This is a genomic window from Dyella silvatica (assembly GCF_026283955.1).
Taxonomy (GTDB): Bacteria; Pseudomonadota; Gammaproteobacteria; order Xanthomonadales; family Rhodanobacteraceae; genus Dyella_C; species Dyella_C silvatica.
Genome location: NZ_JAPDPE010000080.1, coordinates 1 through 24,722 on the forward strand (window position 1 = coordinate 1; position 24,722 = coordinate 24,722).

A 24,722-nucleotide genomic window follows, 5' to 3' on the forward strand; every position below is an offset into this window, starting at 1 on the left:
CATTGCTCGTCGCCCCAACCGACAACCCCAACGACGCACAGCGCCACCACGCACTGGCACCGCTGCATCCGGCCTACGTCATTTACACCTCCGGCTCCACCGGCAAACCCAAGGGCGCGCCCAATACCCATGCCGGCCTGATCAATCGCCTGGCCTGGATGCAACATGCCTACGCCTTGCGGGCCGACGACGTGGTGTTGCAGAAGACGCCTTTCAGCTTTGACGTATCGGTGTGGGAGTTCTTCTGGCCGCTATTGCACGGCGCGCGCATGGTATTGGCCAAGCCTGGCGGCCATCGCGACCCGGCATATCTCGCCGCGCTGATCCAGCAACACGGCGTGACCACCCTGCACTTCGTGCCATCGATGCTGGAGGCCTTTCTGCATGAGCCGGGCAGCGCGGCATGCGTCAGCGTGCGGCACATCGTATGCAGCGGCGAGGCGCTATCAGGCGCCTTGCGCGAACGGTTGCGGCAGACCCTGGATCGCCCGCTGCACAATTTATACGGCCCTACCGAAGCGGCCATCGACGTAACCGCATGGACCTGCCGCGAAGAAACCAGCGGCAGCGCCGTACCGATCGGCGCACCGATCTGGAACACCCAGACCTATGTGCTCGATAACGCCTTGCAACCGGTGCCGGCCGGCGTACCCGGCGAGCTGTATCTGGCCGGCACCGGCCTGGCCCGCGGCTATCTGCAACGCCCGGCGCTGACCGCCGAGCGTTTCGTCGCCAATCCATTCACACCCAGCCAGCGCATGTACCGCACTGGCGACCTGGCCCGCTGGCGTGCCGACGGGCAACTGGAGTATCTGGGCCGCACCGATCATCAAGTAAAGATTCGCGGCCTGCGCATCGAACTGGGCGAGATCGAAGCCGCGCTGGCGCAACAGGGTTTGAGCCAGAACGTCGTCGTTGCACGCGAGGATCACAGCGGCCAGAAACAATTGGTGGCCTATGTGGTGGCGAGCGCCATTGATGTCGCAAACCTTCGCCAGCAACTCAGCCAGCGGCTGCCCGACTATATGCTGCCGGCGGCCTTCGTCGTGCTCGATGCACTGCCGTTAAACCCCAACGGCAAACTCGATCGCAAGGCGCTACCCGCGCCGAACTTCCAGCCGATATCGCAACGCGAGCCACGCACGCCACAGGAATCCACCCTGGCCGCGCTGTTCGCCGAAGTGCTGGGCCTGGAGCGTGTCGGCATCGACGATAACTTCTTCGAGCTGGGCGGCCATTCCTTGCTGGCGATCCGCCTGATCGCGCGTATCCGTGCCGAGCTGCAGGCCGAGGTGAGCATTCGCGAGGTGTTCGATGCGCGCACCGTCGCCGCCCTGGTGCTTAAGCTGCGCACGACGCCGAGCACCCGACCCGCGCTGCAGACCATGCCGCGCCCCGAGCGTCTGCCGCTGTCTTATGCCCAGCGCCGGCTGTGGTTTATGCATCAGTTCGAAGGGCCTAGCGCGACCTATAACATCCCACTGGCGACCCGGCTGGAAGGACCGTTGTCGGTGCCAGCCTTGCAGGATGCATTGAATGATCTGATCCAGCGTCACGAAAGCCTGCGCACGATTTTCCCGGCCGCCGATAACGCCTATCAGCAGGTGCTGGCACAGGCCGAGCTTGAGCTAGCCGTCGTCGAGGTCGAAGAAGCGCAACTGCAAGCCGCGCTCGATGCGGCGCTGATGCATGCCTTCGACCTGAGCCATGAGTTGCCGCTGCGCGCCGCCTTGTTCCGCCTCGGCGATGAGCATCACGTACTGCTGCTGTTGTTGCATCACATTGCCGGTGACGGCGCCTCGCTGGCACCGCTGATTCGCGATCTGTCCCATGCCTATGCCGCCCGACGTGAGGATCGCGCACCGGACTGGTCGCCCCTGCCGCTGCAGTACGCTGATTACACCTTGTGGCAGCAAGCGCTGCTTGGCGACCCCGCCGATGCGCAAAGCCTGCACGCCCGTGAGCTGGCTTATTGGCGTCAGGCCCTGGCTGAGTTGCCGGAGCAGTTAAGCCTGCCGCACGACCGGCCACGGCCGTCGGCGATGAGTTATCGCGGCCAGCATCGTCGCGTCAGCATCGATGCCGAGCTGCATGGCCGTCTAGTTAGCTTGGCGCAGCAGCACGACTGCACCTTATTCATGCTGCTACATGCAGCCTTGGCCACCTTGCTGACCCGCCTGGGTGCGGGTACGGATATCCCCATCGGCAGCTCGGTTGCCGGTCGTGGCGATCCGGCGCTGGATGGGCTGATCGGTTTCTTCCTCAATACGCTGGTGTTGCGCGCCGACACCTCGGGCAACCCGCGCGTGGACGAACTGCTGGCCCGGGTACGGCAAAGCGATCTGGCCGCCTACGAGCATCAGCATCTGCCGTTCGAGCAATTGGTCGAGGCACTGCGCCCCACGCGTTCGCTGTCGCATCACCCGCTGTATCAGGTGATGCTGGTCTTGCAAAAGGCCGGCGGCGAACCGCCGCAGCTGCCGGGCGTGCACTGCAGCGAACAGCGCTTCGAGATGCCCACGGCCAAGTTCGATCTCAGTTTTGAATGGGCCGAGTACGAACAGGACGATGGCCGTCCAGCCGGCTTGCAGGGCTTTATCGAATACGCCACCGACCTGTTCGATGACGCGACGGCGTTGTCGTTCGCGCAGCGTTTTGAGCGGGTACTGCGGGCGATGGCCGAGGATGCCAGCCAGCCGATTAGCCGCATCGAGCTGATGGATGCGCCGGAACGGCAGCTGCTGCACGACTGGAATGCCACCGAGCAAGCCATCGTCGAGGCCACACTACCTTCGCTATTCGAGGCGCAGGTGGAGAAAACGCCAACGGCGATCGCGGCCATCGATGGCGATCAACGCCTCGACTTCGAACAACTCAATCAACGTGCCAACCAACTGGCGCACCGGTTGATTGCCGAGGGTGCCGGCCCCGAGTCGGTGGTGGCGATTGCGCTGCCGGCTTCGCTGGATTTAATTGTCGCGCTGCTGGCCACGGTCAAGGCCGGCGCGGCGTATCTGCCGCTGGATCTGGGCTATCCGGCTGAGCGGCTGGCGCTGATGATCGAGGATGCCAGGCCGGTGCGTGTGATCACGCGCAGCGCGTTTGCCGCACAGCTTCCTGCGACAGCATCGCTGTGCCTGCTCGATCAGGCCGACGTGCAAGAACAGCTTGCCCAAGCACCGGCACACAACCCGACCGATACCGAGCGCCTGTGCCCGCTCCATCTGCGCCACCCGGCCTACGTCATCTACACCTCCGGCTCCACCGGCAAGCCCAAAGGTGTCGTCGTTACCCATCACTCGGTGGCGCATTACTTTGCCTGGAGCGGCCACGCTTACTTCAACGGCCACGGCCATGGCTCGGCGACCACCTTGTCCGCCACCTTCGACGGCAGCGTCACCGTGTTGTTTGGTCCGCTACTGGCCGGCCAGCCGCTCACCCTGACCACGCTCGATGGCGACTTCTCCAGCTTGCTTGCCGAGCAGCCACAGGGTGGTTATGAGCTACTCAAGCTCACGCCCGCGCATCTAAAACTGCTTAACGCGAATCTGGAAGCGAACCCGAACGCGAGCGCTCCGGCGAAAGCGCTCTTGCTGGGTGGCGAGGCTCTGGTCCCCGCTGATCTGGCCTACTGGCAGCAACACCATCCCGAGGTTCGGCTGATTAACGAGTACGGCCCGACCGAAGCCACGGTTGGCTGCTGCACGCTGGATATCCGTGACGATATGCGCGCGGCCAGCAGCGTGGCCATCGGCCAGCCGATCTGGAATACCCAGCTGTATGTGCTCGATGCGCAGCTACAGCCGCAACCCATCGGCGTCGCCGGTGAGCTGTATATCGCCGGCGACGGTCTGGCCCGTGGGTATTTGCATCGGGCCGCGCTGACCGCCGAACGCTTCGTCGCCAGTCCGTTTACGCCGGGTGCGCGGATGTACCGCTCGGGTGATCTGGCCCGTTGGCGTGCCGATGGCCAGTTGGAGTACTTGGGCCGCATCGATCATCAGGTCAAACTGCGCGGCTACCGTATCGAACTGGGTGAAATCGAAGCGGCGCTGGCCCAGCTTGGGCATGCCGGCAACGCGGTGATCGCACGCGAGGATCAGGCCGGACAGAAGCAGTTGGTGGCCTATCTGGTCGCCGAGCAGATCGACAGCGCGATGCTACGTAGCGAGTTGGCCACGCGCCTGCCCGACTACATGGTGCCGGCCGCCTTTGTCGCGTTGACGGCCTTGCCGCTGACCACCAACGGCAAACTGGATCGCAAGGCACTGCCCGCTCCGGACTTCAACACCACCAGCAAGCGTGGGCCGCGTAACGCGCAGGAAGAAATTCTCTGCGAACTCTTCACCGAGGTGCTTAACCTGCCGCAGGTCGGCATCGACGATAGCTTCTTCGAGCTCGGCGGCGACAGCATCAGCGCCATCCGCCTGGTCAGCCGCGCACGCAAGCGCGGCCTGCTGATCGCGCCGCGCGATGTCTTCAAGCACCCCAAGATCGAAGCGCTGGCCGCCACTGCGGCGACCCAGGATGCAGCGCCGACACAAGCCGTCGACGATGCGATTGGCCAGATGCCGCTGCTGCCGATCATGCAGGGCTTTGTCGAGCATGGCGGCTCGCTGGCGCGGCTACATCAGTCGCAGCAGGTGAGCGTGCCCGCAGGCATGACGCAGCCGCTGATGCTCGATGCCTTGCAAGCACTGCTCGACCGACACGACGCACTGCGTATGCGGCTGACCCAGCAAGACGGCCAGACCTTCGCGACGATTCAGCCCACAGGATCGGTAACCGCCGCATCCTGCCTTACTCGCATCGACCTGCGCGATGCCAGCCAAGCCGACCATCAACTCGAACATGCCGCGGCCACGGCGCTGGCGCGGCTCGACCCGCATGGCGGCGTCTTGCTGCAAGCCCTGTGGGGCGATGCCGGCACGGAGCAGCCCGGCCGCTTGCTGCTGATCATTCACCATCTTGCCGTCGACGGCGTGTCCTGGCGTATCTTGCTGCCCGATTTGCAGCTGGCCTGGGCCGCGGTCGCGAACGGACAGAAACCGGCATTCGATCCACCGGGCACCTCGTTGCGCCGATGGGCGCAACTGCTACAGCAAGATGCGCGCACGCCACGACGCCAACGCGAGCTCGAACACTGGAACGCGATCGCCGAAACAGCCGACCCCCTGCTCGGCCAACGCGCACTCGACCGCAGCCGCGACACCGTGCGCACGCAACGCCAGCTACGCCTCTATCTGCCCGGCGACATCAGCGCCCGACTGCTAAGCGATGTTCCGACCGCGTTTCACGCCACCATCAACGATGTGCTGTTGACCGCCTTCACCCTGGCCGTGGCGACATGGCGCAAACAGCGCAGCGCCGATGCCGGGCTGGCCGTGCGCTTTGAGCTGGAAGGCCACGGCCGCGAAGATCTGTTCGACGGCGTCGACCTGTCGCGCAGCGTCGGCTGGTTCACCAGCCTGTATCCGGTCGCGCTCGATCCCGGCTCGATCGATCTGGCTCAGGCCCTTCGCGGCGGCGCCGATCTCGGCCGCTCGCTCAAGCGCATCAAAGAGCAATTGCACGCGATTCCCGATCACGGCCTGGGCTACGGCTTGCTGCGTCATCTGGATGATGCCGGCCGCGCCATCCTGGGGCAGCATCCGGCGCCACAAATCGCCTTCAATTATCTGGGACGTTTCGCCATCTCCGGCGAGACCGGCCTGGATGCGCTCGGTGGCGGCGATGATGCCGACCGTTCGCTGTCGCACGCCATCACCCTCAACGCCATCGTGCTGGATCGCGACAGCGGCCCCGAGCTCGGTGCCGAATGGAGCTACGCCGGCCAATTGTTCGATGCCGATGAGATCGAGGATCTAGGCCGCCAATGGTTTGCCTGGCTCGACGCCTTGGTACTGCATGCCGCACAGCCGAATGCCGGTGGCCTGAGCCCCTCCGACCTGCCGCTGGTGACGCTGGATCAGCCGGCCATCGAGCAACTGGAACGTGCCCGCCCGCTGGCTGACGTGCTGCCGTTGTCGCCGTTGCAGGAAGGCCTGCTGTTCCACGCGCTTTATGATCACAGCGCGGCAGATGCCTATCTCACCCAGATGGTATTCGCGCTGGAAGGGCCTTGGCAGGCCGATGCGCTGGAAGCCGCCGTGCACACCTTGCTGGCACGCCACCCGCACTTGTGCGCGGCGTTCGTGCATCAGGCCGACAGCCAGCAAGCGCTGCAACTGATACCGCGCAAGCTGCCCAATAGCTGGCAATACCACGACCTTGCCGCGTTGCCCATGGCTGAACGCGATATGGCCTTGCGGCAGCTGTTGCAGGATGACGCGCAACGCCGTTTCGATCCCGCCGAGCTATCGCTGCGCTTCACGTTGATTCGCCTTTCGCCGCAACGCTACCAGCTGATATTCACCCATCATCATGTGCTGCTCGACGGCTGGTCGATGCCGATCCTGCTGCCCGAGCTGTTTGCCATTTATCACGCCGGCGGCGATCACGCGCTGCCTTATGTACGCCCTTATCGCGACTATCTAAGCTGGCTCGCCGCGCAAGATCGCGAGGAGATGCGCTCGCTGTGGCGGCAAGCACTGGATGGCATGGATCAACCCTGCCTGCTGGCGACCCAGGCGCCTGCCGCCCCCGCCATGCCCTTGGTGCATCGCCACGATTTCCCGGCCAGCCTGAGCCATGCACTGGAGGCACAGGCGCGCCGGCACGGACTGACGCTGAATACCTTGCTGCAAGGCGCCTGGGCGTTGCTGCTGAGCCAGGCCACCGGCCGCGACGACGTCTGCTTCGGCATCACCGTATCGGGACGTCCGCCGGAGCTAAGCGGCATCGAGCGTATGGTCGGGCTGTTTATCAACACGGTGCCGCTACGCCTGCGCATCGATCACCGGCAAAGTCTCGGCAGCTTGCTGGCTCAGCTGCAAGACACCCAGTCGACGCTGATCCGCGCACAGCATCTCGGCCTTACCGAAATCCTGCAACTAAGCGGCCAGCGCGAGCTGTTCGATAGCTTGCTGGTATTCGAAAACTATCCGTTCGATCCATCCGACCGACGCATATTCGACCAACAACAGGGGCTAAGCGTTGCCATCGCCGGCCATCACGGCGGCGACATTTCGCACTATCCGCTAAGCCTGGTGTTCGTGCCCGGCGAATGTCTCAACCTGCGTCTTGGCTATCGCCCTGATGTGTTTCCGCTGGCGCAGATCCAGCGCATCGCCGAACGCTACGAGCGCATGCTCGAAGCCCTGGCCAGCGACCTGTCGCAGCCGATGACACGCCTCGACCTGCTCAGCCCGGCCGAGCACGAACAGTGGCATGCATGGAACGCCACCACCCATGCGGTTCCCGCCACCACCCTGCCCACGCTGTTCGAGCAGCAGGTGCAACGCACTCCCGCTGCCGTCGCCGCGATATTCGAATCGCAGCAACTCAGCTACAGCGAACTCAACCAGCGCGCCAACCGTCTCGCCCATGCCTTGATCGCGGCCGGCACCGGGCCGGAAAGCATCGTCGCGGTCGCCCTGCCGCGCTCGCTGGATTTGATCGTCGCCCTGCTCGCCGTGCTCAAGGCCGGCGCCGCCTATCTGCCGCTGGATACCGATTACCCGGTCGAGCGCCTGGCCTATATGCTTGAGGATGCGCGCCCCACCCGCGTGCTCAGTCGCAGCGATATCGCCAAGGCCCTGCCCGACACCGCACCGCTATGGCTGCTGGACAACGCCGACACGCTCGCCCAGTGGCAGCGCATGCCGGCACACAATCCCAGCGATGCCGAGCGCCGTCGACCGCTGCAGCTGCTGCATCCGGCCTATGTGATTTACACCTCCGGCTCCACCGGCAAACCCAAGGGCGTGCCGAACACGCATCACGGCATCGTCAATCGCCTCAGCTGGATGCAGCATGCCTATCAGCTCGGCACGGACGATGCGGTACTGCAGAAAACCCCATCCAGCTTCGACGTCTCGGTGTGGGAGTTCTTCTGGCCGCTGCTGCAAGGCGCACGACTGGTGCTGGCCAAGCCGGAGGGGCATCGCGACCCACGCTATCTGGCCGAGCTGATCCAGCAACAGCACATCACCACCGTGCATTTCGTGCCGTCCATGCTGGAGGCTTTTCTGGACGAGCCGGCCAGCGCGGGCTGCAGCAGCCTGCGCCGCGTCATCTGCAGCGGCGAGGCTTTGCCCGGCACCTTGCGCGACCGTGCACGCGAGGTCTTGAACCGTCCGCTGCACAACCTCTATGGTCCCACCGAAGCCGCCGTCGACGTCACCGCCTGGACGTGCCGCGCAGACGAAAGCGGCGTCAGCGTGCCGATCGGCGCGCCGATCTGGAACACCCGCCTGTACGTGCTCGACGCCGCCTTGCGCCCACTACCCGCCTGCATGCCAGGCGAACTGTACCTGGCCGGCCACGGACTCGCCCGCGGCTATCTGCATCGACCGGGCCTGAGCGCCGAGCGCTTCGTGGCGAATCCGTTCGAACCGGGTGCGCGGATGTATCGCAGCGGCGATCTTGCCCGCTGGCGTGAAGACGGCCAATTGGAATATCTGGGCCGCACCGATCACCAGATCAAACTGCGCGGCCTGCGCATCGAACTGGGCGAAATCGAAACCGCGATGGCCCGCGCCGGCTATCCGCGTCATGCGGTCATCGCCCGCCCGGACCGCCAGGGTCAGACCCAGCTGGTGGCGTATCTGGTCGCGGCCACGGGCAGCACGCCGGATATCGAAGCGTTGCGCGCGCAGCTGGCAAGCCAGCTGCCTGAGTACATGGTCCCCGCCGCCTTGGTCGTGCTCGACAGCCTGCCACTCAGCCTCAGCGGCAAGCTGGACCGCAAGGCATTGCCGGCGCCCGACTTCGCCCCGACCAGCTACCGCGCACCGCGCAACTCGCGCGAGGCACAGCTGTGCGAGCTGTTCGCCAAGGTGCTGGGCGTGGCGCAAGTCGGTATCGACGACAGCTTCTTTGCGCTGGGCGGCCATTCCTTGCTGGCCGCGCGCCTGATGGGCCTGATCCGTGCACGCATGCAACTGGAACTGCCGATTCGCGCGGTATTCGAGGCATCCACGGTAGCGACACTGGCATTGCGGCTCGATACCGGCCATGCACAGCGACCGCCACTGCTGGCCATGCCGCGCCCACCGGCGTTGCCGTTGTCATTTGCGCAGCGCCGGCTGTGGTTCTTGCATCAGCTGGAAGGCCCGAACGCCACCTATAACATTCCCATCGCCTTGCGTTTGCACGGCGAGCTGGACATCGCCGCCTTGCAGGCGGCACTGGGCGACCTGCTTGCGCGACATGAAAGCCTGCGCACGGTGTTCCCCAGTCGCGATGAGCCGCTGCAGCAGATCGTAGCGGCCGAGCAGGCCACGCTGGTCTGGCAACAGCTGGACACGAATGCCAGCAAGCTGTCGAGCGACCTGCGCATGGCGGCCAGCCATGCCTTCGACATCGCCAGCGAATTGCCGCTGCGGGCCAGCCTGTTCCAACTGGAGCAAGCGAACGACTACGCCTTGCTATTGCTGCTGCATCACATCGCCGCCGATGGCGTATCGCTGACGCCGTTGCTGGATGATTTGACCCAGGCCTATGCCGCACGCCACGCCGGCCTGGCGCCGGCATGGTCGCCGCTGCCGCTGCAGTACGCCGACTACACCTTGTGGCAACGGCAATTACTGGGCGATGAGCGTGACCCAGCCAGCCACGCCGCGCGTCAGCTGGCTTACTGGAAACAGCAGCTGGCCGAGCTGCCCGAACAACTCGCCTTGCCGACCGATCATCCGCGCCCCGCCGTGGCCAGTTACCGTGGCAACGGGGTCACGCTAAGCGTGCCAGCAGCCTTGCATCGGCGCCTGCTAGAACAAGCCGGCGCCCGCCAAGCCAGCCTGTTCATGCTGTTGCAGGCGGCCACCGCAGCCTTGCTCAGCCGCCTGGGCGCTGGCGACGATGTGGTCTTCGGCAGCCCGGTGGCGGGGCGTGGCGACCACGCGCTGGAACCGTTGATCGGCCTGTTCATCAATACCCTGGTGCTGCGCACCGACACCTCGGGCAACCCCAGTTTCGAGACCCTGTTGGCACGGGTACGCGACACCGACCTGGCCGCTTTCGAACACCAGGACCTGCCCTTCGAGCAATTGGTCGATGCGCTCAACCCGGCGCGTTCGCTGTCGCATCATCCGCTGTTCCAGATCTTGCTGGCCTTGCACAACGAGCTGCCCTCGTCGCTGCGCCTGCCCGGCATCGAAACGCAGGCGCAATCGCTGGATCTCGATCATGCGAAGTTCGACCTCAGCTTCGACTGGGTCGAACAGCGCGACGCCGAAGGCCGCCCGAACGGTTTGCGCGGCCGACTCGAATACGCCACCGACTTATTCGACGCAGCCAGCGTCGAAACCCTGGCGCAACGATTGCTGCGCCTGCTCGAAGCGGTCGCCGAGAATCTCGCGCTGACGGTTGCCGAGCTGCCCCTGCTCGACACCGACGAGCGGCAACGCCTGCTGCTCGACTGGAATGCCACCGCACAAACACAGGCGCCCGCGTTGTTGCCGCTGCGCTTGCAGCACCAGGCCTTACAAACCCCGCATGCAATCGCCCTGGTGCACGAACATGGCGAGCTTGGCTACGCCGAACTCAATGCCGCCGCCAACCGCCTGGCGCATACGCTGATCGGCATGGGCATCGGTGCCGAGCAGCGCGTGGCGATTGCGCTGCCGCGCTCGGCGCAACTGCTGGTCGCGCTATTGGCCGTACTCAAGGCCGGCGCCGCCTATTTGCCGCTGGACCCCGATTATCCCAGCGAGCGTCTGGCCTTCATGCTGGCCGATGCCCAGCCGACGGCGCTGCTGACCTGCGAAACGCTGGCTGGAAAACTTCAGTATGGCGGCCCGGTACTAAGCCTCGACGCAGCCGGCGTGCGTGAGCGCCTGGCGCAGGCAGCGAGCCACGATCCGCGTGACGAGCATCGCCACAAACCGCTGCGGCCGGAGCATCCGGCCTATGTGATCTATACCTCCGGCTCCACCGGCCGCCCCAAGGGGGTGACCATCGAACACCGCGCGCTGGCCAACTTCCTCGGCGCGATGGCGCAACGCCCCGGCCTGGCGGCAGGCGAGCGCCTGCTTGCACTCACTCCAGTCTCCTTCGACATCGCCGGCCTGGAGCTGTACCTGCCGCTGTGGCAAGGCGCCTGCATCCATCTGGCGAACCGCGAGGTGACCAGCGATGCCGAAGCACTGGCCGCACACATCGAGCGCGTATCGCCGGACCTGATCCAGGCCACCCCGGCTACCTGGCAAATGCTGCGCAGCTACGGCTGGCAAGCCTCAGCATCACTGCGCCTGCTTTGCGGCGGTGAGGCCATGCCGAAAGATTTGGCCATTTATATGGCCACCAAGGCCGGGTCGCTATGGAATATGTACGGCCCCACCGAAACCACCGTCTGGTCGCTGCTCGACCGCGTCGACGTCGACGGTGACATAAGCATCGGCCGCCCGCTGGACAACACCCGCGTCTACGTGCTCGACGCCCGCCTGCAACCGGTGCCGGCAGGCGTAGCCGGCGAGCTGTATATCGCCGGCGACGGCCTGGCTCGCGGCTATCTCGGTCGCTTCGCACTGACCGCCGAGCGCTTTGTCGCCAACCCATTCGAACCTGGCCAACGCATGTATCGCAGCGGCGACCTGGCGCGTTGGCGTAGCGACGGCCGCCTGGATTGCCTTGGCCGTGTGGACAGCCAGGTCAAGCTGCACGGCTTCCGCATCGAACTCGGCGAGATCGAGACCGCACTGGCGCAACTCGGCCATACCCGCAATGCCGTACTGCTGCGGGAAGACCAGCCAGGCCAGCAGCTGCTGGTCGCCTACCTCGCCGGCACATCATCCATCGAGCCGGTAGCGCTGCGGCGGCAACTGAGCAAACAGCTGCCCGAGTACATGCTGCCCAACGCCTTTGTCAGGCTCGATGCCTTGCCGTTGACCCCCAATGGCAAGCTCGACCGCAAAGCGTTGCCAGCCCCCGACTTTGCCGCCGGCCGCGGTCGCGAACCGCGCAATCAGCAAGAGGCGTTGTTGTGCAGGTTGTTCGGCGAGGTGCTGGGCATCGAGCACGTCGGTATCGACGATAACTTCTTCGTCCTCGGCGGCCATTCGCTGCTGGCCACCCAGCTGGTCAGCCGTATCCGCGCCCGCCTCGGGGTAGAGGTATCGATCCGCAGCCTGTTCGAATGCCCCACCGTGGAAGAGCTGTCGTCGCGACTGGCACAGCCGGCGCAGCGGCCGCCGCTGCTGGAACAGCCGCGTCCGGCGGCACTGCCGCTGTCCTATGCCCAGCGCCGGTTATGGTTTATCCAGCAACTGGAGCAGCAAGACGGCGTCTACAACATCCCGCTGCCACTGCGCCTGACCGGCACGCTCGATAGCGAGGCGTTGCGGCTGGCCCTGCACGATGTGATCGGCCGCCACGAGAGTCTGCGCACGATCTTCGTCGAAAGCGACGGCGGGCCGTTGCAACATATTCTTGCCGCCGACCAGGTGTTGCTGCCGTGGCAAATCGAGCGAGTCGATGCGGCCTCGCTGCAACAAGTATTGGATACGGCCGCGCGCTACAGCTTTGATCTGGCCGGCGAGATATCGCTGCAAGTGCGCTTGTTCCGCCTCAGCGAGCACGAGCATGTGCTGTTCCTGCTGCTGCACCATATTGCCGGTGACGCCAGCTCACTGGCACCGCTGGCGCGGGATCTGGGCGCCGCCTATGCCGCGCGCCTGCAAGGCGATGCGCCGAACTGGGCGCCACTGCCGGTGCAATACGCCGACTACACCTTGTGGCAGCGGGCCTTGCTGGGCGATGAAGACCGTCCATCCCGGCTGCTCCATCGCCAACTGACGTATTGGCAGCAAACCCTGGCCGGCCTGCCCGAATGCCTGCCGCTACTCGGCGACCGGCCACGCCCGGCGCAGGCCAGCTATCGCGGCCAACGGTCGCCGTTGCAGATTGACGCCGAACTGCATGCGCGCCTGATGGCCTTGGCGCAACAGCATCAAGTCAGTCTTTTCATGTTGCTGCAGGCGGCGCTGGCCAGCTTGCTGAGCCGGCTCGGCGCCGGCACCGACATCGCCATCGGCAGCCCGATCGCCGGACGCACCGATGCGGCGATGGAGGAGCTGGTCGGCTTCTTCACCAATACCCTGGTGCTGCGTACCGACACCTCCGGCCAGCCCAGCTTTGCCGAGCTGCTGCAGCGGGTGCGCGCCTCGAACCTGGCGGCCTACGAGCATCAGGATCTGCCGTTCGAACAACTGATCGAAGCGCTTAATCCGAATCGCTCGCTGGCCCATCACCCGCTGTTCCAGGTCATGCTGGTGCTGCAAAACAATCAACAGGCCGAATTGAATCTGCCGGGCCTGCATTGGCAATCGATCGATTGCTCGCCCGGCCTGGCCAAGTTCGATCTCAACCTGGGCCTGACCGAGACCTATCACGCCGACGGTCGCGCGGCAGGCTTGCACGGCACGCTGGAGTACGCCAGCGACCTATTCGATGCCGAGACCGCGCAGACCTTCGTGCAACGCTATCTGCGCCTGCTGCAGGCAGTCACCGTCGATGCGCTGCAACCGATCAGCCGTATCGACCTGCTTGAATCCGCGGAACGCCAAAGCCTGCTCGTCGGGCTTAATGCCAGCAACCAGGCCTTGTCGGCCAACCATCTGGCCGAATTGTTCGAGGCCCAGGTCGAACGCAGCCCGGCACATATCGCGCTGCGCTTCGAGCAACAAAGCTGCAGTTATGCCGAACTCAATCAACAGAGCAATCGCCTCGCTCACACCCTGATGGCGCGCGGCGTGGGTCCTGGCGACCTGGTGGCGCTGGCCCTGCCGCGCTCGATCGAGATGGTGGTCGCGCTGCTGGCCGTGCTGAAAGCCGGCGCGGCCTACCTGCCGCTGGACCCGGATTACCCGGCCGAGCGACTGGCGTATATGTTGGCCGACGCGCAGCCGAGGCTGTTGCTCAGCGACCGTGCAACCGCCGCCCTGTTGCCCGCTCATGCCGGCGAAAGCTTGTGGCTGGATCAGCAAGAGCTGCGCACGGCCTTGTCAAACGCAGCGTCCGGCAATCCCACCAATAACGAACGCCGGCAGCCGCTGCATACGCTGCATCCGGCCTACGTCATCTACACCTCCGGCTCTACCGGAAAACCCAAGGGCGTGGCCTTGCCGCATCAGGCCCTGGTCAACTTGCTCGACTGGCATCACGCCAGCCTGCCCGACGCGGCAGGCGCGGTGGTGGCGCAGTTCACCGCACTGAGCTTCGACGTATCGGCGCAGGAAATTTTCTCGACCCTGGCCAGCGGCAAGACCCTGGCGATTCCGCGCCGAGACACGCAGCGCGATCCGGCGCAACTGGCCGCATGGCTGGAACACTACGAAGTCAGTGAGTTGTACGCGCCGAATCTGGTGCTCGACGCCATGTGTAGCGCAGCGCTGGAGCAAGATCGCCAGCTGCCGGCACTGACCACCCTGGTACAGGCTGGCGAAGCGCTTAATCTGAGCCCGTCCCTGCGCGCTTGGCGCGATCACGGATCAGGCCGCCGCCTGCACAATCACTACGGCCCGACCGAAACCCATGTCGTCACCGCGCATGTGCTGGCGCAGGACGCCCAGGCCTGGAACAGCGGCGACCAGGTGCCGATCGGCCAGCCGATCTGGAACACCCGGCTGTATGTGCTCGATGAGCACTTGCAAGCGGTACCGGCCGGAGTGCCAGGTGAACTGTATGTCGCTGGCGCCTGTCTGGCCCAGGGTTATCTGCACCGACCCGGGCTCACCGCCGAACGTTTCGTCGCACATCCGCTGGCCACTGGCGAGCGCATGTATCGCACCGGCGATCTGGTGCGCTGGCGTCGCGATGGCGAACTTGAGTATCTCGGCCGTATCGATCATCAGGTAAAGATTCGCGGCTTTCGTATCGAGCTGGGCGAAGTCGAAACCGCGCTGGCCCAGGCGGGCTTTCCGCAGAACGCCGTGCTGGCGCGCCAGGACCACACCGGCCAGGCGCAACTCGTCGCCTATCTGGTGGCGACCTCGGTGGATGCCTTGAGGCTGCGCGAAGCATTGCTTGCCAGCCTGCCCGACTACATGGTGCCGGCGGCCTTCGTGGCGATACCCATGCTGCCGCTCACCCCGAACGGCAAGCTTGATCGCCGCGCCCTGCCCGAACCGGATTTCGCCCCGCTCAGCACCCGCCTGCCACGCACGCCCAGGGAGGAATTATTAAGCCGATTGTTCGCCGAGGTATTGAAGCTGGAACGCGTCGGCATCGACGACAACTTCTTCCTGCTTGGCGGCCACTCGTTATTGGCAACCCGATTGGTCAGCCGTATTCGCGCGACCTTCGGCAAGGAAACACCGATACGTCACTTGTTCGAAGCGCCCACCGTGGCCGCGCTGGCCCAGCGCATGGACGAAAGCACCGCCGCACGCCCGACACTGGCGGCGCTGCCCCGGCCCAGCTCGCTGCCGTTGTCGTATGCGCAGCAACGCCTGTGGTTCTTGCAGCAGTTCAATGACACTAGCGCCGCCTACCATATTCCGATGGCCATGCATTTGGACGGCCATCTGGATGTGCCCTCGCTGCAGGATGCGCTTAACGATGTATTGCAGCGCCATGAAAGCCTGCGCACTGTCTTCGATGCCAGCCATGGCACGCCCGTGCAGCATATTCGCGACGGCGTCAGCCTGGCCTTGCAGATCCAGGACAGCACCGACGCATCGTGGCTGGAGGATGTGCACAACGCCATCGCCCAGACCTTCGCCCTGGACCGCGAACTGCCGCTGCGCGCCCAGTTGTTCCGGCTCGGCCCTGACCGGCACATCTTGCTGCTGGTGTTGCATCACATCGCCGGCGACGGCGCATCGATGGCGCCGCTGGCACGCGATTTCAGCCTTGCCTACGCCGCCCGCCGCCAAGGGTGCGCACCGGCGTTCCTGCCGCTGCCGGTGCAGTATGTGGACTACGCCGTCTGGCAACGTCACTGGCTCGGCGAGGAAGACCACCCCGATAGCCCGCTGGCGCGGCAACTCGATTATTGGCGCCTGGCCCTGGCCGACCTGCCCGACCAGCTAAGCCTGCCGGCCGATCGTGCTCGTCCGAACGAAGCCAGTTATCGCGGCGCCTCGCATGCCATCGCCTTCGATGCCGATCTGCATGGACGCCTGCTTGCCCTGGCGCGCCGCCAGGGCGTGACCATGTTCATGCTGTTGCAAGCGGCGCTGGCCACCTTGCTGACGCGTCTGGGTGCCGGCACCGATATTCCCATCGGCAGCCCGATCGCCGGCCGCACCGATGCTGTGCTTGAGGATCAGGTCGGCTTCTTCGTCAATACGCTGGTCTTGCGTACCGATACCTCGGGCAACCCCAGCTTTGCCGACTTGCTGGCGCGCGTGCGTGCGGTCGACCTCGCCGCCTACGAGCATCAAGACCTGCCGTTTGAGCGATTGGTCGAGGCGCTTAATCCGGCGCGCTCGCTGGCCTACCACCCCTTGTTCCAGGTGGCGCTGGCCTTGCAGAACACCGACCGCGCCGAACTGGAAATGCCAGGATTGCAGCATCGGCCGGTCGAGCTCGACCTGACCATCGCCAAGTTCGACCTCAACCTGGCGCTGCTGGAACGCTGGCGCGACGACGGCCAGGCCGATGGCTTGCACGGCGTCCTGGAGTACGCCACCGACCTGTTCGACGAACACAGCATCGGCCTGCTGCTCGAACGCTTCCAGCGCCTGCTGGAGGCGGTAGCGCTCGATCCGCAGCAAAGCATTTTCGCTATCGATCTGCTGGATGCGCGCGAACGGAGACAGTTGACGCACGAGCTCAATCAAAGCGCGCTGGCACTGCCTGACCGGCTGTTCCCGCAGTGGTTCGAACAGCATGCACTGGCCACGCCCGACGCACCGGCGCTGATCGGCGAGCAACACCACCTCAGCTATGCGCAGCTCAATCTGCGCGCCAATGTGCTGGCACATCGATTGATCGCCCTGGGCATCGGCCCGGAGGATCTGGTCGCCGTGGCGCTGCCGCGCTCGCCGGACATGGTGATCGCCTTGCTGGCGATTCTCAAAGCCGGCGCCGCCTATTTGCCGCTGGACCCCGACTATCCGCTCGATCGCCTGAGCTTCATGCTGCAGGATGCGCGCCCGCAGCTATTGATCAGCAACAGTGCGGCGGCCGACCGGCTACCGGACTATCCGCACGCCCTGTGGATGGACGAAGCGCTTGCCGAAATCCTCACCTACGACCAACCCGGCTCGCATGAAAACCCCCCCGACGCACAGCGCAGGCGCGCGCTGTCGCCGCAGCATCCGGCCTATGTGATCTACACCTCCGGCACCACCGGACGACCCAAGGGCGTGATGGTGACGCACGCGGGCATTCCCAGCCTGGCGCAGACGCAAATCAGCCGTTTCGGCCTGAGCGCGCAAAGTCGCGTGCTGCAGTTTGCCTCGCTGAGTTTCGATGCGGCCAGCATGGAAATGCTGATGGCCTTCGCCGCCGGCGCGGCCCTGGTGTTGCCGCGACCCGGCGTGCTGCTTGGCGATGAACTGGCGCAGGCACTGCATCGTTTCGGCGTCACCCATGCGTTGATTCCACCCAGTGCCTTGTCGAGCATGGATGCCGCCCAGGTCGATACCTTGCAAACCCTGGTGGTCGGTGGCGAAGCCTGCTCGGCGCCGACCGTCGCGGCGTGGTCGCAGGCGCGCAGCATGGTTAACGCCTACGGCCCCACCGAAGCGACCATCTGCGCAACGATTAGCGACCCGCTGGCCGCCGCTGGCGCGCCACCGATCGGCCGTCCCGTCGGCAATGTGCGCCTGTACGTGCTCGACCCGTACCTGCAACCGGTGCCGGCCAACGTATCCGGCGAGCTGTATCTGTCCGGGCCGGGCCTGGCGCGCGGCTATCTGCGTCGTGCCGCGCTCAGTGCCGAACGTTTTGTCGCCAACCCGTTCGCAACGGGCGAACGCATGTACCGCAGCGGCGACCTGGTGCGTTGGCGCGCCGACGGCCAGCTCGATTACCTGGGCCGCGTCGATCAGCAAGTGAAAATCCGTGGCTTCCGTATCGAGCTGGGCGAAATCGAAGCGGTGCTGGCCGCGCTTGGCCATGCGCGCCATGCAGTCGTGGCGCGCGAAGATCGCCCCGGCCTGAAGCAACTAGTGGCTTATGTGGTGGCGCCGGAAGTCGACGCCGCCGCATTGCGCGCCGCCATGGCTCAGCGCCTGCCCGACTACATGGTGCCGGCGGCCATTGTCGCCATCGAGGCGTTGCCGCTTACGCCTAACGGCAAACTCGACCAGCGTGCCTTGCCCGCGCCGGATTTCCAACCGGCAAGCCAGCGCGCGCCACGCACGCCACAGGAATCCGCCCTGGCCGCGCTGTTCGCCGAAGTGCTGGGCCTGGAGCGTGTCGGCATCGACGATAACTTCTTCGAGCTGGGCGGCCATTCCTTGCTGGCGATCCGCCTGATCGCGCGTATCCGTGCCGAGCTGCAGGCCGAGGTGAGCATTCGCGAGGTGTTCGATGCGCGCACCGTCGCCGCCCTGGCGCTTAAGTTGAAAGCAACGGTATCGGTTCGTCCCGCGCTGCAGACCATGCCGCGCCCCGAGCGCCTGCCGTTGTCTTATGCCCAGCGCCGGCTGTGGTTTATGCATCAGTTCGAAGGGCCTAGCGCGACCTATAACATCCCGCTGGCGACCCGGCTGGAAGGACCGTTGTCGGTGCCGGCCTTGCAGGGAGCATTGAACGATCTGATCCAGCGTCACGAAAGCCTGCGCACGATTTTCCCGGCCGCCGATAACGCCTATCAGCAGGTATTGGCACAAGCCGAGCTTGAGCTCTCCGTCGTCGACGTCGAAGAGGTTGAGCTGCAAGCCGCGCTCGATGCGGCGCTGATGCATGCCTTCGACCTGAGCCATGAGTTGCCGCTGCGCGCCGCCTTGTTCCGCCTCGGCGATGAGCATCACGTACTGCTGCTGTTGTTGCATCACATTGCCGGTGACGGTGCCTCGCTGGCACCGCTGATTCGCGACCTGTCCCATGCCTATGCCGCCCGACGTGAGGATCGCGCACCGGACTGGTCGCCGCTGCCGCTGCAATACGCCGATTACACCTTGTGGCAGCAAGCACTGCTTGGCGACCCTGCCGATGCGCAAAGCCTGCATGCCCGCGAGCTGGCTTATTGGCGTCAGGCCCTGGCTGAGTTGCCGGAGCAGTTAAGCCTGCCGCACGATCGGCCACGCCCCTCGGCGATGAGTTATCGCGGCCAGCATCGTCGCGTCAGCATCGATGCCGACCTGCATGGCCGTCTAGTTGCCTTGGCGCAACAGCACGACTGCACCTTATTCATGCTGCTACATGCAGCCTTGGCTACCTTGCTGACCCGTCTCGGTGCCGGCACGGATATCCCCATCGGCAGCTCGGTTGCCGGTCGTGGCGATCCGGCGCTGGATGGGCTGATCGGTTTCTTCCTCAATACGCTGGTGTTGCGCGCCGATACCTCGGGCAACCCGCGCGTTGACGAACTGCTGGCCCGGGTACGGCAAAGCGATCTGGCCGCCTACGAGCATCAGCATCTGCCGTTCGAGCAGCTGGTCGAGGCACTGCGCCCGACCCGCTCGCTGTCGCATCATCCGCTGTATCAGGTGATGCTGGTCTTGCAAAAGGCCGGCGGCGAGCCGCCGCAGCTGCCGGGCGTGCACTGCAGCGAACAACGCTTCGAAATGCCCACAGCCAAGTTCGATCTTAGTTTTGAATGGGCCGAATACGAGCAGGACGATGGCCGTCCAGCCGGCTTGCAGGGCTTTATCGAATACGCCACTGACCTGTTCGATGACGCGACGGCGTTGTCGTTCGCGCAGCGTTTTAAGCGGGTGCTGCGGGCGATGGCCGAGGACGCCAGCCAGCCGATTAGCCGCATCGAGCTGATGGATGAGGCGGAACGGCAGCAGCTGCTGCACGACTGGAATGCCACCGAGCAGTCCATCGTCGAGGCCACACTACCTTCGCTGTTCGAGGCGCAGGTGGAGAAAACGCCAACGGCGATCGCAGCCATCGATGGCGATCAACGCCTCGACTTCAAACAACTCAATCAACGTGCCAACCAACTGGCGCACCGACTGATTGCCGAGGGTGCCGGCCCCGAGTCGGTGGTGGCGATTGCGCTGCCGGCTTCGCTGGATTTGATCGTCGCGCTGCTGGCCACGGTCAAGGCCGGCGCCGCGTATCTGCCGCTGGATCTCGGCTATCCGGCCGAGCGGCTGGCGCTGATGATCGAGGATGCCAAGCCGGTGCGGGTGATCACGCACCGCGATATCGCCATCTTGCCCGCAGATGCTCCCCGGCTTTCGCTGGACGATGAGTCCACGCTTGCACACCTGGCCCAGGCACCCACGCACAACCCGACCGATACCGACCGCCGACAGCCGCTTAATCTGCGCCACCCGGCCTATGTCATCTACACCTCCGGCTCCACCGGCAAGCCCAAAGGTGTCGTCGTCAGCCATCACTCGGTGGCGCATTACTTTGCCTGGAGCGGCCACGCTTACTTCAACGGCCACGGCCATGGCTCGGCGACCACCTTGTCCGCCACCTTCGACGGCAGCGTTACCGTGTTGTTTGGTCCGCTACTGGCTGGCCAACCGCTAACCTTGACCACGCTGGACGGCGACTTCTCCAGCTTGCTTGCCGAACAACCGCAGGGTGGTTATGAGCTACTCAAGCTCACGCCTGCGCATCTGAAACTGCTTAACGCGAACCTGGAAGCGAACCCCAATGCCAGCGCCCCGGCGAAAGCGCTCTTGCTGGGTGGCGAAGCCCTGGTCCCCAGCGACCTCGCCTACTGGCAGCAACACCATCCCGAGGTTCGGCTGATCAACGAGTACGGCCCGACCGAAGCGACGGTCGGCTGCTGCACGCTGGATATTCGTGACGATATGCGCGCGGCCAGCAGCGTGGCCATCGGCCAGCCGATCTGGAACACCCAGCTGTATGTGCTCGATGCGCAGCTGCGGCCGCAACCGACCGGCGTGGCCGGCGAGCTGTATATCGCCGGCGAAGGTCTGGCCCGGGGTTATCTGAACCGTGCCGCGCTGACCGCCGAACGCTTCGTCGCCAGTCCGTTTGTGCCGGGCGCACGCATGTACCGCTCCGGCGACCTGGCGCGTTGGCGTGCCGATGGCCAGCTGGAATACCTGGGTCGTATCGATCATCAGGTCAAGCTGCGCGGCTACCGTATCGAACTGGGTGAAATCGAAGCGGCGCTGGCTCAGCTCGGGCATCCCGGCAACGCGGTGATTGCGCGCGAGGATCAGGCCGGCCAGAAACAGCTGGTGGCCTACCTAGTCGCCGAGCAGATCGACAGCGCGATGCTACGCAGCGAACTGGCCAAGCGCCTGCCCGACTATATGGTGCCGGCCGCCTTTGTCGCACTGGCGGCCTTGCCGCTGACCACCAACGGCAAACTGGATCGCAAGGCCCTGCCCGCACCGGACTTCAACATCACCAGCAAGCGTGGGCCGCGCAATGCGCAGGAAGAAATCCTCTGCAAGCTGTTCGCCGATGTCTTGCATCTGCAACAGGTCGGCATCGACGACAGCTTCTTCGCGTTGGGTGGCGACAGCATCAGCTCGATCCAGCTGGCCAGCCGGGCCAACAAACAAGGCTTGGCGATCGCCGTGCGCGACGTGTTCCAGCATCCCAGCGTCGAGGCGCTGGCCGCCATCGCGGTGCCGGTGCAGCAGGCGGCAGTGCAGCGCACGGCCGACGTATCGACCGGCAGTTTGCCGGCGACGCCTATCGTGCACTGGTTCCTCGACCAGCATGGGCCGCTGGATGTATTCCATCAGTCGATGTTGTTGCAGGTGCCCGCGCTCAAGCATGCCGATCTGGTCACCGCGGTGCAGGCGCTGCTCGATCACCACGATGCGCTGCGCCTGCGCGTGGAAGACAGCACGCCCGAACAGCGACAGCTGTCGATTGCCCAGCCCGGCAGCGTTCGCGCCGACGGCCTGGTCACCCGCCACGACATCCGCGACCTCACGCTAGAACAACGCCATGCCTGCATGCGCGAACAGCTGCTGTTCGCCCAGGCACAGCTGCATCTGCGCGAGGGCCGCATGCTGCAGGTGCTGTGGTTCGATGGCGGTGAGGATTCACGACTGCTGCTGTTGGTTCATCACTTGGCGGTGGACGGTGTGTCCTGGCGCATCCTGGTGCCGGATTTGCAGGCCGCCTGGGAGGCCGCCAGTAGCGGCCGCAAGGTGGAGCTGGAACCGGTGGCCACGCCGCTGCGCCACTGGGCCATGCAATTGCCTGCGGCGGCCGAACAGCGCGCGGCCGAATTGCCGCTGTGGCAGTCCATGTTCCAGGGCGACGACCCGTTGCTGGGCCGGCGTCCGTTCGACCCTGCGCGCGACACCTTCGCCAGCAAACAGCAATTAAGCCTGACCCTGGACGTGCAAACCACGCGCTATCTGCTGACCCAGGCGCCTGAGCGTATTCACGGCGGCATCAACGATGTGCTGCTGACCGCCTTCGCCCTGGCGCTGATCGGTTGGCGCGAACGGCGTGGCGTGAGCCGCCTGCGCAACGTGCGCTTTGAACTGGAAGGCCATGGCCGCGAAGACATCGTCGATGGCGCCGACCTCAGCCGCACGGTCGGCTGGTTCACCAGTCTGTTCCCGCTGCAACTGGATCTGTCCAGCCTGGACCCGGCACAGGCCATGCGCGATCACGGCGTGATGGAGCAGGCACTCAAGCTGGTCAAGGAGCAATTGCGGCAGCTGCCGGATCGCGGCATCGGCTATGGCTTGCTGCGTTACCTGAGCAAGCCCGGCCGCGCCGCGTTGCAGGCCGCACCGGCCGTACAGATCGGCTTCAACTATCTGGGCCGCTTCGGCAGCGCCAAGGACGTCAAGACGGCTTATTGGCAAGCCGCCGCCGACACCCCGTCGATGGGCGGCGGCGCCGCCGGTGGCCAGTCGCTGCCGCACGTGCTGGATCTGAATGCCATCACCGAAGACGGACCGGATGGGCCGCGCCTGACCGCGCACTGGCTATGGGCCGGCGAGTTGCTGGATGACGCCGAGGTGCGCGATCTGGCCGAGTCCTGGTTCAAGGCCTTGCGCCATATCGCCGACTTCGCCGCCGCTTCTGACAGCGTCGCGCTCACCCCTTCCGACGTACCCATGGTCGCACTCGACCAAACCGACATTGAATTCCTGGAGTCGTTGTATGCAAAAGCCTCAGATTGAAGATTTGCTGCCGCTGTCGCCGCTACAACATGGCTTCCTGTTTCATGCCCTGTACGACAAGCAGGTGCAGGACAGTTACGTGGTGCAGATGGTGGTGGCCTTCGAAGGCCCCTTGAATGCGGCCGCGCTGCATCAGGCGGCGAAAGCGATACTGCAGCGTCACGCCAACCTGCGCGCCGCCTTCGTGCATCAAAAGGTCAAGGAGCCGGTGCAGTTGATTCTGCGCACCGTGGAGCTGCCCTGGGACGAGGTCGACTTGTCCGCCAAGCCCGCGGCCGAGCGCGAAGCCGCTTATGAAGAACTATTGCAGGCCGATCAGCAAAAACGCTTTGACCTGAGCCAAGCGCCGCTGCTGCGCTTCACCCTGGTGCGGATGGATCGGCAGCACTATCGGCTGATTTTTACCCATCACCATATCTTGCTGGACGGCTGGTCGATGACCATCTTTCTGCGCGAGTTCCTGGCGCTGTACCGCAGCAGCGGTCGCGACGCCGCCCTCGCGCGGGTCACGCCATATCGCGACTATCTGCGCTGGCTGGAATCGCGCGACAAGCATGCCGCCTTGAATGCCTGGCGCAAGGCGCTGGCCGGGGTGGAGCAGCCGACCCGCGTGGCCGAGGTGTCCACCTCGACGGCCGCGGCAGCCACCCAGACGCATCTGCTTTCGGCGGAGCTGAGCACCCGCCTGGTGCAACAAGGGCGTGCCGTCGGCGTCACCTTGAACACCTTGATCCAGGCCTCCTGGGCGATGCTGATCGGCCATTTGTGCGGACGCGACGATGTCGTGTTCGGCGCCACGGTGTCCGGCCGACCGCCCGAGCTACCGGGGGTCGAGCAGATGCTTGGCCTGCTGATCAATACCGTGCCGGTGCGGCTGCATCTGCGCGCGGACGAGTCGTTGCGTCAGTTGCTGACTCGCTTGCAGGAACAACAGTCGGCATTGCTGGAATACCAGCACGTCAGCCTGAGCGAGATCCAGCAGCTGACCGGCGTCGAACACGAATTATTCGATACCCAGGTGGTGTTCGAAAATTACCCGGCCGGCGCGGATGACGGCGGCGACAGCCACGACGAGCTGCAGATCAGCATCCACAGCCATTGCGGTGGCGACACCTCGCACTATCCGCTAAGCATGGTGGTCGGGCCGGGCACGCAGATCCACCTCGGCTTCGGTTATCGCCCCGACGTATTCTCGGCCGCGCAGATACGCCGCATCGGCGAGCGCTATGTGCGCATTCTGGAAGCCTTTGCCGGCGACCTGGAGCAAACAGCCGGCTGCCTCGACCTGCTCGAAGCCGCCGAACACCAACAGCTGCGCGAGTGGAACGCCACCGCGCGTGAAGTGCCGGTGCTGCCGCTGCCGCTGCTGTTCGAACAGCAAGTGACGCGTACACCGCATGCCGTCGCCGC

2 protein-coding genes are annotated in these 24,722 nt (G+C 65.0%); both read left to right on the forward strand.

From position 1 onward, the window contains the following. Nucleotides 1-2 precede the first annotated feature (2 nt). The gene (locus OUZ52_RS15450; protein ID WP_266159409.1) at nt 3-23,312 is read left to right on the forward strand and encodes a non-ribosomal peptide synthase/polyketide synthase; all 23,310 of its coding nucleotides are present in this window, start codon (nt 3-5) and stop codon (nt 23,310-23,312) included. Next, the coding region (locus OUZ52_RS15455; protein ID WP_266159411.1) for a condensation domain-containing protein at nt 23,293-24,722 on the forward strand (1,430 nt) is incomplete at its 3' end. The genes OUZ52_RS15450 and OUZ52_RS15455, both read left to right, overlap by 20 nt.